Origin of the sequence: Paraburkholderia sp. BL9I2N2 (assembly GCF_004339745.1) — a bacterium.
Classification (GTDB): domain Bacteria; phylum Pseudomonadota; class Gammaproteobacteria; order Burkholderiales; family Burkholderiaceae; genus Paraburkholderia.
This window is the reverse complement of the sequence record NZ_SMGP01000001.1, coordinates 323586-337791: the sequence shown is the minus strand read 5'-3', so window position 1 is coordinate 337791 and position 14206 is coordinate 323586. Positions and strand designations below refer to the sequence as shown.

Sequence of the window (14206 nt, the reverse complement as noted above, 5' to 3'; positions counted from 1 at the left end):
CGCAAACCCGGCTGATTCGCTCGACGAATCGTCAGGCCGCGTCGAGCCAGCGCGGCAGCCAGTTCAAGACTGGGGTACCCAGCATCGGCTTCGTTGCGGTGCGCTCGGAGCCGCTTGCCAGCGCAAAGCGCGCGCCGGCCTGCCCCGCGCTGATCCACGCCACTGCGCGGCGCGGCAGTTCGATCGACTCGCCGGTAGCGAGCCAGTGATCCTCGCTGTCGCCTTCGATAGTCAGCCAGATCTCACCCGAGATCACCTTGAAGATCGACGGACGCGCGACACGCCAGGCCGTCGCGGGCTCGCCATGTTCCAATTCGAAAATCCGGACTTCACGCATCGCGCTCTCCTTCAAAGAACTTTTCTGTTGCACCGATTATTGACGTGCGATGATCAGATACCCATGCACAGTTCCGAACACTTCCATCGGAACTGTTCAGTCGAAAAACCGGACAGTTGGCGCGGGCAGCGTGTTGTTTAGCGCCGAGTTCGAGCGCATCCGGCCTGCGATTCGGTGAAGGTAGATCCTCATGAAACTCGAAATCCAGCTCGATCGAGACAACGGCGTGCCGCTGACCGAGCAGATCGTCACCGGCGTCACGACGTGGATCCGCTCGCGCATCGCGCACCCCGGTTCAAAGCTGCCGTCGATTCGCCAGTTCGCCGCCGACTACGGCGTGAGCCGCTTTCCGGTGATCGAGGCTTACGACCGGCTGGTGTCGCTCGGCTACGTCGACTCGCGCCACGGCTCCGGCTTCTATGTCGCCGACCGCCAGCCGGCGGGCACGCACTGCCAGGGCTCCTCGGATCCCCGCCGCGCCGAGGACGAGTCGGACCATCTCCTGCAGCAGTTCAACCATCCGGGCGAAACGCTCAAGCTCGGTAGCGGCTTCATCCCTGAAGCGTGGCGCGACACGGACAGCATCGCGCAGGCAATCCGCCACGTGTCGCGCACCGATCTCGCGAGCATGGTCGATTACGCCACCCCGCTCGGCAACCTGACGTTGCGAGAGCATCTGCAAAGCCGCATCGGCCAGTTGGGGATTCAGGCTGACACGTCGCAGATCCTCATCACCAACGGCGCAAGCCAGGCGCTCGATCTGCTGATGCGCTACATGCTCAAGGCAGGCGACACGATCTTTGTCGAAGACCCCGGTTACTACAACCTCCACGGTCTGCTGAAGCTGCACGGCGTGAAACTGGTCGGCATTCCGCGCACACGCAACGGCCCCGATCTGGATGTGATGCAGGAGCAGTTGAAGTCGCATCGGCCCAAGCTGCTGTTCATCAACACCGTGTTCCACAATCCGACGGGCACCAATGTGGCGCCGCCGGTTGCCTTCCGGCTGCTGCAACTGGCGCGTGAGCACGGCTTCTCGATCATCGAAGACGATATCTACGCCGATTTCCAGACCGACCTCACCGATCGGCTCGCCACGCTCGACCAGCTCGAACACGTGATCTATGTGGGCGGCCTGTCGAAGACGCTGTCGTCGTCGCTGCGGATTGGCTGTGTGGTCGCGAGCCACGCGATCATCAAGGATCTGGTCGACATCAAGATGCTGACGAGCATCGGCGGCTCGCGTTTTGCCGAAGCGGTCGCCGTGGCGATGCTGGAGCGCGGCGCGTATCGCAAGTACCTGGAGCGCCTGCGTCGGCGTATGCGCGATGCGCTCGGCTCGACCATTCAGACGCTCGAAGACGCGGGTTGGGAAATTTTCGACAAGCCCGTGGGCGGGAAATTCGTGTGGGCTCGCGTGCCGCATGTCGCGAATGCGGAACGGCTGGTGGAATGCGGCGTGCCGCTGGGGGTGACCGTCGTGCCCGGCAATCACTTCCGGCCGAATATGGAAGTGAGCCCGTGGACCAGGATTCACATCGCATTCGGTAATGACCCGCGTGCGCAGGCGTTCTTTCGTGCCGCGGCGGCGCTGCCGGCGTCCGAGTGAGTTCTGAATGAGCGCCGGCCCGCGCTTTTCCCTAGAATAGCGAGTCCCAGCCCGTCCCTGCGCGCCTAGCCGCCCTCCATGTCCACGCCGACTCCGCCCGCCACCACGCCCGGTACGTCCAGTACACCTTCACCCCGCTCGCTCACCGTGATGCTGTGGGTCGTCGCCACCGGCTTCTTCATGCAGACCCTCGACTCGACCATCGTCAACACCGCGCTTCCCGCGATGGCGACGAGCCTCGGCGAGTTGCCGCTGCGCATGCAATCGGTGGTGATCGCCTATTCACTGACGATGGCCGTGATGATCCCGGTGTCCGGCTGGCTCGCCGACAAGCTCGGCACGCGACGCGTGTTCTTCAGCGCGATCCTCGTGTTCGCCGTCGCCTCGTTACTATGCGCAAACGCGCATACCTTGAACCAGCTCGTGGCCTTCCGCATCATGCAGGGCGTGGGCGGGGCGATGCTGCTGCCGGTCGGGCGGCTCGCCGTGTTGCGCACCTTTCCGGCCGAACGCTATTTGCCGGCGCTCTCGTTCGTGGCGATCCCGGGTCTCATCGGCCCGCTGATCGGCCCCACGCTCGGCGGCTGGCTCGTGAAGATCGCCTCGTGGCACTGGATCTTTCTGATCAACGTGCCGGTGGGAATCGTCGGTTGCATCGCCACGTTCATCTACATGCCGGATAGCCGGAATGAACACGTCGGCAAGTTCGACATGAAAGGCTATCTGCTGCTGATCGTCGGCATGGTGGCGATTTCGTTCGCGCTCGACGGCCGCACCGAGTTCGGCATTCAGCACGCCACAGTGCTGGTGCTGCTGATCCTCAGCCTCGCCTGCTTTGTCGCCTACGGCTTGCACGCCGTGCGCGAGCCCACGCCGATTTTCTCGCTCGATCTCTTCAAGATCCACACCTTCAGCGTCGGCCTGCTCGGCAATCTGTTCGCGCGGATCGGCAGCGGCGCGATGCCCTATCTGATCCCTCTGCTATTGCAGGTGAGCCTCGGCTATAGCGCGTTTGAAGCCGGCATGATGATGCTGCCGGTGGCGGCTGCGGGCATGGCGTCCAAACGCCTGGTGACGAGCCTGATCATCAAGCACAGCTATCGGCGCGTGCTGATCATCAACACGGTGCTGGTCGGCTTGACCATGGCAAGCTTCGCGCTCACTACCGCGAACCAGCCGCTGTGGCTGCGGCTCGTGCAACTGGCGTTCTTCGGCGGCGTCAACTCGATCCAGTTCACCGCGATGAACACGTTGACGCTCAAGGACCTGGGCACCGGCGGCGCGAGCAGCGGCAACAGCCTGTTTTCGCTGGTCCAGATGCTGTCGATGAGTCTCGGCGTGACGGTGGCCGGCGCCCTGCTCGCGACCTTCACCGGCCTGCTGCCGCGCGTGACGGCCGCCAATTCGCTGCCCGCGTTCCACGCGACGTTCCTGTGTGTCGGCATCATCACGGCAGGCTCGTCGTGGATCTTTGCGCAACTGTCGCCGGACATCCGCACGCCCGCGAAAAAGACCGATCCTTCCGAACGGACCTGATGCGGGTCTACCCGGCTACGCGCCCGCCACCGACCCGCAACGGGGCGCGGGCCGCACCAGCGAAGTGCGAACCGTCGCCTTCGCACCCGTGCTGGCGCACAATCGTCTAATCTGAGTGTGACAATCGGGCATGCATGCTGTGTTTCCGCACGCGCATAGTTCTTGCTCGCCAATCCTGTAAACTCACATCTTGCGCGTGCGAACTTGTGTCGAGCATGCAGGCGCGCAGCCACCTCCACACGACTGACATGATGAGCATGATCGAACTCGATCCTCCCGGCTTCCAACCACCGCGCCCGATGGCCGGCGACGAAGGCTCCCGGCGCACCGTTCTGTACGGCGGCTACACTGTTTTCAGCGTGTTCCAGCCGGTTTTCTCCGTGTCGCACCGGCGCGCGATCGGTTATCACGCGTCGCTGCGCGCCCATGACGAACACGCGCTGCAAGTGCCGTCCCACGAGGTTTTCACGCAAGCCGCACGACGCGGCGACCTGCTCGAACTCGGGCGGCTCGCCGAATCGCTGCATCTGGGCAACTTCAACGCGTTCGACAGTCACGACGAATGGCTCTTCCTGAGCCTGCACCCCGCCGCGCTGATGGACACCAGTTACGGCGACGCGCTGCTCGCAGGCCTCAAGGCGCTCGGCCTGCCGCCGCAGCGCGTGGTGCTCGAAGTGTCCGAACAGGCGGGCGGCGAAACCACGCGCTTTGCCGAAATCGTCGACGCGCTGCGCAAATCCGGCTTCCTGATCGCGCTCGACGGCTTCGGCGCGAAGCATTCGAACATTGACCGCGTGTGGAATCTGCGGCCGGACATCGTCACGCTCGACCGCTGCATTCTCGCGCAAGCCAGCGAACATTCGCACATTGAACGCGTGCTGCCGGGCCTCGTCTCGCTGCTGCACGAATCCGGCCAGCTAGTGCTGATGGGCGGCCTGAGCACCGAACGCGACGCGCTGATCGCGCTCGAATGCAACGTGGACTTCGTGCAAGGCGCGTTCTTCGCGGGCCCGAGCGTCGAACCGGTCAAGCCGCAAGCGGCGGCCGGTTTGATGGACTCGCTATCTGCGGCGCTGCGCGAACGAGTCACCGCGCGCGAACACGCACAATCGGCACGGCTCGCACCGTATGTCACGGCGCTCGAGACGGCCGCCGCGCAACTGGTGGCCGGCGAGTCGGTCGCGCAAGCCACTGCGCCGCTTCTGATGCTCGGCGAGACGGCACGCTGCTTCGTGCTCGACGGGTCGGGCCGGCAGATCGGCGACAACGTGCTCCCGCCGGGGCGCGCCTCGCAACGCGCCAAGCGTTTCCGTCCGCTGCTGCATTCGGAAGGCGCAAGCTGGGAGCGCCGACCATACTTCATCCAGGCGATGCGCACCCCCGGCCACGTGCATCTCACGCCGCCTTACCTATCCATCAACGAAGCGCATCTGTGCGTGACCGCCTCGATCGCCGCGCACACGCCGACGGGCACGCAGGTGCTATGCGTGGACATCAACTGGGAAGTTGCAGCCCACCGCAACTGAGCTCATGGCGCTCTGCTGGATCCGTGCGAGCAGTTGCGAGACTGCCGCGCGGCCCAGCATGCGGTTGGTGGCTCGCAGACGCGCCGCGCTGGTCACCACGCGCAGCGCGACGATCTTCGTGGAACCATCATCCAGGCTGTTTGTGGACACGTCGAGTACTCCGACGACATCGCCCTCGAAGAGCAACGCAATACACAAAGTGCCCGCCACCGATACGGTCTCGGCATTGCTCGCGTGTTCGACGAGCGACGTTACCGTATCCATCCACCCTGCCACCGCCGGTTCAGATGTGCTCACCGGCGCGCACACAGGCGCGTCGCTGACGACTTCCGGCGCATCACTAAAGAGCCGCAACAAGCCGACTCGATCTTGCGCCTCCAACGCCGTGCGCAAGCGCTCCACAATCCGCGCATGCGCTGCGGGATCGGCGGGCTCCACCGGTGCACCCGCGCGTTGCAGGCGCGCCTTGGCCCGATGGACGATCTGCCGGCAGGCCGCCGGCGTTCGCTCGAGAATGGCCGCGATCTCCGCGTAGTCACAATCAAAGGCTTCGTGCAGTACGAACGCTGCCCGTTCGTCCGGTTTCAGACGCTCGAGCAGCAGCATCACGCCATAGGACATCTCCGCCGCGCGCAAGGCCAGTTCTTCGGCCGATGGCGCCACCTCATCGAGCCACAGCTCCGGCAACCAGCCGGCGGCCTGCGACGCGCGTTCGCGCTGCACACGCCGCAGCCGGTCGATTGCCACGCGCGTGGTGATCGTGGTGAGCCAGGCGACAGGTAGCTGCACCTCCTGCGTGTCCGCGAGGTGCCATTTCAATCCGACGTCCTGCACCACGTCTTCCGCTTCGGCGCGGCTGCCGAGCATCCGGTACGCCAGCGCGAGCAGGCGGGCGCGCACGGCCTCGAAGCTGGATGCCTTGTCGATTCCTTGTTCTGTCATACGTGGACCTCCAGATCGTGCGTGTTGAAAGGCGCGCGGCGCCCTGCCTGCGAAATGATCCGGGCGCGCGCCGACATCCTGATTCTTTTGGTCTTGACGGCTGGGCATCGAGCGATGTGACAGGTCCGCAAAAAAATATTTCTGTCACGGCGCCCTGTGTCCCGTCGTCATAGGGACAACAACCAGCGCAAGGAATGCGCAGGTTACGGATCGGCTAAGGCGCAGCCTGGAGGCTTCGCGCCATGAAGCCACACGCTCCGCACAAACCGCGGTCACCCAGACCGCATACGCGAGGTCAATATGCAGTCCAGCTATCCAACCATCACCGGCCTTGGCCTCGTGCCCACCGTGATCGAACAGTCCGGCCGCGGCGAGCGCGCCTACGATATCTATTCGCGCTTGCTGCGCGAGCGCATCGTGTTTCTGGTCGGGCCCGTCAACGAGCAATCGGCCAGTGTGATTGTCGCGCAGTTGCTGTTTCTGGAGTCCGAGAATCCCGACAAGGATATTTCTTTTTACATCAATTCGCCGGGCGGTTCGGTCTACGACGGCCTCGCGATCTACGACACCATGCAATTCATCAAACCGGAGGTATCGACCTTGTGCACCGGCTTCGCCGCGAGCATGGGCACCTTTCTGCTGACAGCCGGTCAGCGCGGCAAACGGTATGCCTTGCCGAACGCGCGCATCATGATTCATCAGCCGTCGGGCGGCAGCCAGGGCACGGCGGCGGACGTCGAGATTCAGGCGAAGGAAGTGCTCTATCTTCGAGAGCGCCTGAATGCGATAACGGCCGAGCGCACCGGGCGCAGCATCGAGGAAATCGCCCGCGACACCGACCGCGACAACTTCATGTCGGCGCAGGCCGCGAAAACGTACGGTCTCGTCGATGAAGTGCTTGAAACACGCGCGGCGCTGAATGTCGCGCCGTATCACCAGGATAGGTAGCACGGTGGCCCGCGTAGTCAATCCACTGCGAACCAACGCCGTAGGGCTGTGACCCTGAGACTGTTTAGGCAAAGCGTCGGCATGCCTGCAAGAGCCCTGGAGAACGTCATAGAAAGCGCGCGCTGTCGCGGGTTTTCGCCGCCGGTATCGGTGCGCCCGGAACACAAAAGCTGATCACCTCCGCTGGAATCGCTATCATGGTCGCGATTCGTCCAATTCGACGATCGCTTCAATGGAGATATACATGGCGTCATCCAACGAAACTGTCAGCATGGCGCTATTCTGCGACTTCGAAAACGTCGCGCTCGGCGTGCGTGACGCGAAGTACGACAAGTTCGATATCAAGCTGGTGCTCGAACGTCTGCTGCTCAAGGGCAGCATTGTCGTGAAGAAAGCATATTGCGACTGGGACCGCTACAAGAGTTTCAAAGGCGCGATGCACGAGGCCAATTTCGAATTGATCGAGATTCCCCACGTGCGCCAATCGGGCAAGAATTCCGCCGACATCCGGCTCGTGGTCGACGCGCTCGACCTCTGCTACACGAAATCGCACGTCAATACGTTTGTGATCATCAGCGGCGACTCGGATTTTTCGCCGCTGGTGTCGAAGCTGCGTGAGAACGCCAAGCAGGTGATCGGCGTCGGCGTGCAGCAATCCACGTCCGATCTGCTGATCGCGAACTGCGACGAGTTCTTCTTTTACGACGACCTCGTGCGGGAGAGTCAGCGCACGGTCGCCAAGCGCGAGTCGTCGCGCCCGCAACAGTCCGCCCAGCCGGCGGCCAAACGCGCGCCCGACGAGGACAAGACCCGCAACAAGGAAGACCTCGAGAAACGCCGCACCAAGGCGGTCGAAATCGCGGTGCAAACGTTCGACGCGCTTGCGTCCGAACGCGGCGATAGCGGCAAGATCTGGGCGTCGGTGCTGAAGAACGCGATCAAGCGCCGCAAGCCGGATTTCAACGAAACGTACTACGGCTTTCGCGCTTTCGGCAATCTGCTCGAAGAAGCTCATGCTCGCGGGCTGCTCGAGTTCGGCCGCGACGAGAAGTCGGGCGCGTATGTGTATCGAAGCACGGCCACGAACGTGGCCGGCGACAACACGGGCGAGCCCGTGGAAATCGTGGAGTCGGCGGAACAGTTGTATGAGGCGCAGGTCGCCGAAACGGTGATCGCCGAGTCGGGCGGCAAACACGAGTCGCGCCGTCGAGGACGAGGCAATCGCAAAGCAGGACGCGGCCAACAGGAGACCGTGTACGAAGAGCGTACGACCGTCGAACATGGCGGTGGCGCTCAGGCTCAAGCGGACGGTGTGCGCGAGCAAGCTCCGGAAAATGCCGAGTTCGCTTTTGAACTGCCGGAAGCGCCTTTCGCGGAGGCTGAAGCCGCGAACGCTGAAGAATCCGGCGGCTCGGAGAGGTCGGCAGAAGCAGACGAGCGAGAGACGAGCGGCAAGCAACCCAAGCGCCGCAGCGAACGCACGCCGCGCAAGACGGCTGCGAAGCGAGCAAAGAAAGCTGCGCCGCGAAGCATCGACGATATTCCGGAGATCGCAGCGCCTGCTGAAGCGCCGGCCGCTTCTGCCACAGCGGAAGAAGCGCCTGCGCCGGTAAAAAAGGCCGCACGTAAGACGGCGTCGCGTAGTCGTCGTCCGCGTAAGACGGCCGCTACGAGCGACGCGGAGTGAGCCGTGATATCTGGCGCGGTGCGTAGCCGTGCCGATGCGGCTGCAACTGCACTAGCCCAGCGGCAAACAGACAGCCTTTGCTTCCAAAGCGCGAAATAAGCGTCTCGTCCGGCGCGATGCGTTGCCAGCGCCGCACCATAACCCGCACGACCAACAGAAAGCCCCTGCTCCTCAAAAAATGGAACAGGGGCTTTTTTTCATACCGCGATCCAGATAACCGCAAGCCAACCACCGACACCCACGCGAACACACTCAACTACAGCCGCATCTCACCCAACGCGAAACCATCCCCCTTCCGCTCACAACAACCCAAACACCGCCACCCCATTAGTAGCGCCGACATACACCTTGCCGCGCGCAATCATCGGCGTGATGAATTTATTGCCCGCGCCCCATTGATCGCGCGTGCCGGCCTGGTTGCTGTTGTACAACTCGACGGCGAGATTGCCCGCGTTGTACGCGTGTAACGCGCCGGTCGTGCCGTTTTCCGCCGCCCAGACAATGCCGTTGCTCGCGCCGTTCGCCGACACAGCCGGTGTCGCGCCCGGATACGGGAAAGTGGTCGGACTCCTCGACGCGGCGGTGGTCGCAAGGAACGCCCCCGAGACCGGCAGCGCCTTGAGGTTGTCGTTCAGCCCGCCGTAATAGACCACGCCGTTGTAGTAAGCCGGCGATCCCCAGATGCCACCCGCCAACGTGCCGATCAACTCCTGCCAGATGTTGTTGGCCGTCGGGTTGAATTTGCCCATCGAGTCGCGATCGACGACGTAGATCCGGTTGTCCTTGCCGGCCGCCACCGCGAGATGCTTGACGACGCCTCCTGTCGTGGTCTGATCCGGCAACACCATGGCGCCGCCCGAGCCGAAATCGTTGTCGGTGGCCGCTTGCGTGACCACGTCTGACATCGCGAAGTAATCGGTGACCTGCAGGTTGCCCAAGGAGAGCTTCATCATCGAGTCGCCGAAGTCGCCGTCGACGGGAAAGCCCTGCGCATTCAGCGTGGTGCCGAACGTGCCGTTGCCGTCCACGACGTAAAGCGACGTGCCGTCCGACGCCATGCCCGAACCGGCCATCCAGATCGAGCCTTGACTGCCGTTCGGCGTGATGTTGATCACGCTGGTCTGTTTCAGCGTGTCGGCGCTATAGGCCATCATCCAGCCGGTGTACGAGCCCCCCATGCAGTGCGCGGTCCAACCCATGTAGATGTTGCCGCCGACCAGCGTAAGTGCCGCGCGCTCCGTATGCAACGACGGGTTGAAGGTAATCACGCCGTTAACGCTGCCCGCGCCGTTGCCCGGATAAGTCGCCGCGATTTCCGTCGGACCGCCGAGCACTTCGGCGCCGGTCGCCAGATCGAGCGCATGCAGCCGGTGATGGTAGCCGCCGCCACTGTCTTTCGTCATCGCCACGGCATACAGCACGCCATTCGTGCCGCGACTGCGGTCGATTACCGGCGTCGACGTAATGCCGATCTCAGGGGTGATGTCCGGGCATCCGTGGTCGTCGCTGGGCGTTTCGCCGCTGCCGATCAGCGAGACTTTCCACAGTTGCGCGAAAGATGTGGCGTCGTAGGCGTAGACGCTATCGTGTTCGGTGACCACGTAGACCACGTCGTGGGCCGTGCCGCCGATCAACAGGCTGGTGACGAAGAGCGGCTGTCCGTCGACCTTGCCGTCCGCGGCAAGAAACGCGACCTTGCCGAAACTCGCCGAGTTGACGTTCGCCGGTGTAAGCGTGGTCTCGGCGAGCATCTGACCAGTGCGGCCGAGATCGTTGTGATGCATGAGGACGTCGGTGGCGTAGGCCGTCACCGTTGCCGGTGTGTTGCCCGTGCCGGTCGTTCCGGTGCCCGTGCCCGTGCCGGTCGTTCCGGTGCCGGTGCCGGTGCCCGTGCCGGTGGTCGAACCCGTACCGCTACCGGAACCTGTATCCGAGCCGCTCGACGTGCCACTTCCGCTCGCCGACCCCGAAGTGGCGCCCGAACCACCACCGCCGCACGACGCGAAACAGGAGGCGACGGCAATCAGCGCCACTACCGTGCCCCGACGGGTCCATGCGCCGAGCCCGGATGTCTCAGCGCCAGCTTGCGAGATTCGCATTTTCGCCTCGTCTCTTGAACGATGCGACGGTCAGCTCCGCACAACCAACGGTGCGCGCCGTGACTCACGTCGCGTGCCGTAAGAGAGGAGCCCGCCACGCGCGTCTCCCGCTCGCTGAACACAGTCATCGCCCTTGCGGCTGATTAACCGTACGCTGTTTGCAAAGGCGTTTATCGCCATCGTGTCGCCTCTCTCCGCCATACGAGGCAATACGTGACGACGATACGATTCAGTGGCCCCGGACGCTCGGCGAAATTCGATCAGTAGTACGGATAGGGCGCATACATTACCGGCGGCGGCCCGTAATAACGGGGCGGCGGAGCAACATATACCGGTTGCGGCGCATAGACCGGCATCCGCGGCTGCGAAATCGTGTTGCCCTTGGATACCATGCACTGCGCGTACGCCGCGTCGTACTGCGCCTGGAGGCTACCGCCCGCGTACTGTGCGCCGTTGGCGCCGGTCGCGCCACCGATCAGCAAGCCGCTGCCCGCGCCAATGGCCGCGCCCGCGCCGGGATTGCCTGCCGCTGCGCCAAAGAGCGCACCGACAGCGGCACCGCCTAGCGTGCCGATAGCCGCGCTATTGACGCTGTTCGTGGTCGCGGCCTGCGAGGCGCCGGTCGCGTTGGTCGAGCGATAAGCGTAGTCGCGGCAGTTGTAGTCGTCCTGCTGGAACTGATTGAGCGGCTCGCCGCTGCGCGGCAGCGCGACGATGGAAGGACCGCTCGGCGGCACCACCGCGCAACCGCCGAGGAGCGCCAGTGCGACCGCAGCCACAGGCAGTGCGACGCGTATCGATTGAGGACTTGAGATCATGGTGGCGCACGTTTCTTCATAGGGGAAACATACGTTAGGCCAATTTGCGGGCGCTTTGTTTACGAGATAGTTACCGTATTTTTTCCGCCTGCATCTCGACGCGCTGTCGGCAGGCTGAATGCGAATTGGAAGCCGGCGTGCCGTTACCAACTGTGACAAAGATTCATGCGCCGCGGCGAGTGAAAAGCAATCCTATGCATCTCGGGCGCGAGCCCCGTCGAGACCCTTCGACGCACTGACGCGCGACAGCAAGCCACGCCAGGAAAAAGAAAAGCCCTCGCATTCGAGGGCTTTTCTTTCCTGCGATTGCTACGGAGTTCGACGATCAACGCCGCGACCGGATCACCCAGCCAGTGGCGCCGCATTCAAACTCACCGGCAATCTCACGCGAAGTTCTTCGACGCGAATTCCCAGTTGACGATGTTCCAGTAGGCTTCGACGAACTTCGGACGCGCATTGCGGTAGTCGATGTAGTAAGCGTGTTCCCACACGTCGATCGTCAGCAGAGCCTTCGCGTCGGTGGTCAGCGGCGTAGCGGCGTTGCTCGTCGACACGAGGTCGAGCGAACCGTCGGCCTTCTTCACCAGCCATGCCCAGCCCGAGCCGAACGTGCCGACCGCGGTCTTGGCGAACTCTTCCTTGAACTTGTCGAACGAACCCCACTTGGCGTTGATCGCGTCAGCGAGCGCGCCGGTCGGCGCACCGCCACCTTGCGGCGACAGGCTGTTCCAGAAGAACGTGTGGTTCCACACTTGAGCTGCGTTATTGAACACGCCGCCCGATGCCTTCTTGACGATTTCTTCGAGCGACAGGTTCTCGAACTCCGTGCCCTTGATCAGATTGTTCAGGTTGGTCACATAGGTCTGGTGATGCTTGCCGTAGTGATACTCGAGCGTCTCTTCCGACATGTTCGGCACGAGTGCGTTTTTCGCGAACGGCAGCGGCGGGAGCGTATGTTCCATGGTGCTTTCCTTCTGTCTGTATCTGTTGTGGGGGAGTCTGCGGATAACGCTTTTGAGCACTCGATTGTAGGCGACTTGGAATAACCCCGCAAACCAACGGACTTTATGCCCGGCATTGGCGAACACGCCGCGCGCACAGCGTAATTAGTGCTTGCGCACCCGGTGTGCCCGGCCCTCGCAACAGTCAAAAGTACAGGCGCCGAGGCCGTCGGCGAAGTGTCAGAAACCGTCGGTCAGGCGCGGCTGCACATCGGCCAGCGCGATATCCGCGGCACCTTCCGCAAGATGCACCGTCAGGCGCCGTCCCGGCTTCAACGACGACGGCGCGCGCACCGCGCGTCCGCTCTGGGCGTCGAGCACGGCGGCATAACCACGCTCCAGCGTACGCTGCGGACTCAGCACTTCGAGACGCGCGGCGAGCGTGTCGATGCGCGCGGTCTGACGTTCATGCTGGCGTAACAAAGCCGCGTCCAGACGTTGCGAAAGATTGCCGAGTTTCGCCTGATGCCCGGCGAGATCCGGACGCCAACGCTGCCAGCGCATCTGCAGCAGCGAAAACCGCGCTCGCGCGTCGCGCACCGGACGCGCGCCCGCCGATGCCAACCGCACGCTCAATTGCTGCAGATGCGTGCGTTGCCGCGCGAGCCGCTCGGCCGGCGACACCAGCCGACGCGCGAGCCAATCGAGTTGCTGGGCGCGCCGCTCCATCATGCGGCCGAAGCCGCGCGCGAGCGTCGCGTGGCGGTGATCCAACTCGCGCAACAGCAGCACGCGCTGCGGACTGACGAGTTCGGCGGCGCCGGTGGGCGTCGGCGCGCGCACGTCCGCGGCAAAGTCGGCGATCGTGAAATCGGTTTCGTGGCCCACGCCGCTAACCACGGGAATCGCGCTTTCGGCGATCGCGCGCGCCAGCACTTCTTCGTTGAACGCCCACAAGTCTTCGATCGAGCCGCCGCCGCGGCACACGATCAGCACGTCGACTTCGCGCCGCGCGTTGGCGGCGTCGACCATCGCGGCGAGCTTGCCGCTCACGCCCACGCCCTGCACCGGCGCCGGATAGATGATCACCGGAATGTGCGGTGCGCGCCGCGCCAGCGTGGTCAGGACGTCGCGCAACGCCGCGGCCTGCAACGACGTGACGATGCCGATCGCCCGCGGATGCGTCGGCAACGCGCGTTTGCGTTCGGCGGCAAAGAGCCCCTCGGCTTCGAGCTGCGCTTTCAGCCGGAGGAACGCTTCGTAGAGACGCCCCTGTCCGGTGCGCCGCACCGCTTCCACATTCAGTTGCAGTTCGCCGCGCGGCTCGTACATCGTCACCAGCGCGCGCACTTCGATGCGGTCGCCTTCGCGCGGCGTGAATTCGGCGTATTGCGCCCGCCCGCGGAACATCACGCAACGCATCTGCGCCTGCGCATCCTTGATCGAGAAATACCAATGGCCGCTCGCGGCGCGCGTGAAGTTCGACACTTCGCCGGCGACCCAGACGAGCGGAAACGAACGTTCGAGCATCGTGCCGATCGCGCGATTGAGCGCCGAAACGGGAACGACGACCTCACCGCCGGGCGTTGCCGACGAGGAAAAAGGGCTTTCGGGATTCATGCGAGGAATATGGGTGGCTGGCCGGACAGACGATAGACCGACCGGCCATCCGCGTCCAGCGCCGCGCTCGAATTGTTAAAAGTGTCCACATGGCGGGACCTGCCAGACGGATCCCGCCAGATTGCCTGCGAGGCCGCATGAAT

11 protein-coding genes are annotated in these 14206 nt (G+C 63.7%); 5 read left to right on the top strand and 6 right to left on the bottom strand.

Going from position 1 to position 14206, the window contains the following annotated elements; all coding sequences use genetic code 11:
- Positions 1-31 precede the first annotated feature (31 nt).
- Positions 32-337: a DUF2917 domain-containing protein gene (locus tag B0G74_RS01550; RefSeq protein ID WP_132373369.1), complete on the bottom strand. Its 306-nt coding sequence runs from the start codon at positions 335-337 to the stop codon at positions 32-34.
- Positions 338-527: 190 nt separating this feature from the next.
- Here B0G74_RS01550 and B0G74_RS01545 point away from each other — a divergent pair, with 190 nt between their 5' ends.
- From B0G74_RS01545 to B0G74_RS01535, 3 genes are all read left to right on the top strand, one after another.
- Positions 528-1946, top strand: coding sequence for a PLP-dependent aminotransferase family protein (locus B0G74_RS01545; RefSeq protein ID WP_132373368.1), 1419 nt, complete (start codon positions 528-530; stop codon positions 1944-1946).
- 78 nt (positions 1947-2024) lie between these two features.
- Entirely contained in the window at positions 2025-3482 is a 1458-nt protein-coding gene (gene mdtD, locus B0G74_RS01540) for a multidrug transporter subunit MdtD (RefSeq protein WP_132373367.1), read from the top strand.
- A 251-nt stretch (positions 3483-3733) separates the two neighbouring features.
- Entirely contained in the window at positions 3734-5008 is a 1275-nt protein-coding gene (locus B0G74_RS01535; RefSeq protein WP_132373366.1) for an EAL domain-containing protein, read from the top strand.
- On the opposite strand, the gene B0G74_RS01530 is transcribed toward B0G74_RS01535, so the two are convergent.
- Positions 4964-5950, bottom strand: a complete 987-nt coding sequence (locus B0G74_RS01530) for a sigma-70 family RNA polymerase sigma factor (protein ID WP_132373365.1) — start codon at positions 5948-5950, stop codon at positions 4964-4966. The two genes, B0G74_RS01535 and B0G74_RS01530, sit on opposite strands and share 45 nt — an antisense overlap.
- A gap of 300 nt (positions 5951-6250) precedes the next feature.
- Between B0G74_RS01530 and clpP the strand changes: the two genes are divergently transcribed.
- Both clpP and B0G74_RS01520 read left to right on the top strand, forming a co-directional pair.
- On the top strand, positions 6251-6898 hold the full coding sequence (gene clpP, locus B0G74_RS01525) for an ATP-dependent Clp endopeptidase proteolytic subunit ClpP (RefSeq protein ID WP_132373364.1): 648 nt from the start codon (positions 6251-6253) through the stop codon (positions 6896-6898).
- A 244-nt stretch (positions 6899-7142) separates the two neighbouring features.
- The gene (locus B0G74_RS01520; RefSeq protein ID WP_132373363.1) at positions 7143-8585 is read left to right on the top strand and encodes an NYN domain-containing protein; all 1443 of its coding nucleotides are present in this window, start codon (positions 7143-7145) and stop codon (positions 8583-8585) included.
- Positions 8586-8884: 299 nt separating this feature from the next.
- Here B0G74_RS01520 and B0G74_RS01515 read toward each other — a convergent pair whose 3' ends face one another.
- The 4 genes from B0G74_RS01515 to xseA all read right to left on the bottom strand — a co-directional run bounded on the left by B0G74_RS01515 (position 8885) and on the right by xseA (position 14063).
- A complete protein-coding gene (locus tag B0G74_RS01515; RefSeq protein ID WP_132373362.1) occupies positions 8885-10684 on the bottom strand; it encodes a pyrrolo-quinoline quinone in 1800 nt (599 codons plus the stop codon).
- A gap of 260 nt (positions 10685-10944) precedes the next feature.
- Positions 10945-11502, bottom strand: a complete 558-nt coding sequence (locus B0G74_RS01510; RefSeq protein WP_132373361.1) for a glycine zipper family protein — start codon at positions 11500-11502, stop codon at positions 10945-10947.
- Positions 11503-11885: 383 nt separating this feature from the next.
- Positions 11886-12464 carry a superoxide dismutase [Fe] gene (sodB, locus tag B0G74_RS01505; protein ID WP_132373360.1) on the bottom strand — a complete coding sequence of 193 codons (579 nt, stop codon included), beginning with the start codon at positions 12462-12464 and terminating at the stop codon, positions 11886-11888.
- A gap of 219 nt (positions 12465-12683) precedes the next feature.
- Positions 12684-14063, bottom strand: coding sequence for an exodeoxyribonuclease VII large subunit (gene xseA / locus B0G74_RS01500; RefSeq protein ID WP_132373359.1), 1380 nt, complete (start codon positions 14061-14063; stop codon positions 12684-12686).
- Positions 14064-14206: the final 143 nt, after the last annotated feature.

What these genes read in the sequence shown, in the direction of transcription:
- B0G74_RS01550 (WP_132373369.1), bottom strand. Translation starts at nt 337, where the DNA reads ATGCGTGAAGTCCGGATTTTCGAATTGGAACATGGCGAGCCCGCGACG.
- B0G74_RS01545 (WP_132373368.1), top strand. Translation starts at nt 528, where the DNA reads ATGAAACTCGAAATCCAGCTCGATCGAGACAACGGCGTGCCGCTGACC.
- mdtD (WP_132373367.1), top strand. Translation starts at nt 2,025, where the DNA reads ATGTCCACGCCGACTCCGCCCGCCACCACGCCCGGTACGTCCAGTACA.
- B0G74_RS01535 (WP_132373366.1), top strand. Translation starts at nt 3,734, where the DNA reads ATGAGCATGATCGAACTCGATCCTCCCGGCTTCCAACCACCGCGCCCG.
- B0G74_RS01530 (WP_132373365.1), bottom strand. Translation starts at nt 5,950, where the DNA reads ATGACAGAACAAGGAATCGACAAGGCATCCAGCTTCGAGGCCGTGCGC.
- clpP (WP_132373364.1), top strand. Translation starts at nt 6,251, where the DNA reads ATGCAGTCCAGCTATCCAACCATCACCGGCCTTGGCCTCGTGCCCACC.
- B0G74_RS01520 (WP_132373363.1), top strand. Translation starts at nt 7,143, where the DNA reads ATGGCGTCATCCAACGAAACTGTCAGCATGGCGCTATTCTGCGACTTC.
- B0G74_RS01515 (WP_132373362.1), bottom strand. Translation starts at nt 10,684, where the DNA reads ATGCGAATCTCGCAAGCTGGCGCTGAGACATCCGGGCTCGGCGCATGG.
- B0G74_RS01510 (WP_132373361.1), bottom strand. Translation starts at nt 11,502, where the DNA reads ATGATCTCAAGTCCTCAATCGATACGCGTCGCACTGCCTGTGGCTGCG.
- sodB (WP_132373360.1), bottom strand. Translation starts at nt 12,464, where the DNA reads ATGGAACATACGCTCCCGCCGCTGCCGTTCGCGAAAAACGCACTCGTG.
- xseA (WP_132373359.1), bottom strand. Translation starts at nt 14,063, where the DNA reads ATGAATCCCGAAAGCCCTTTTTCCTCGTCGGCAACGCCCGGCGGTGAG.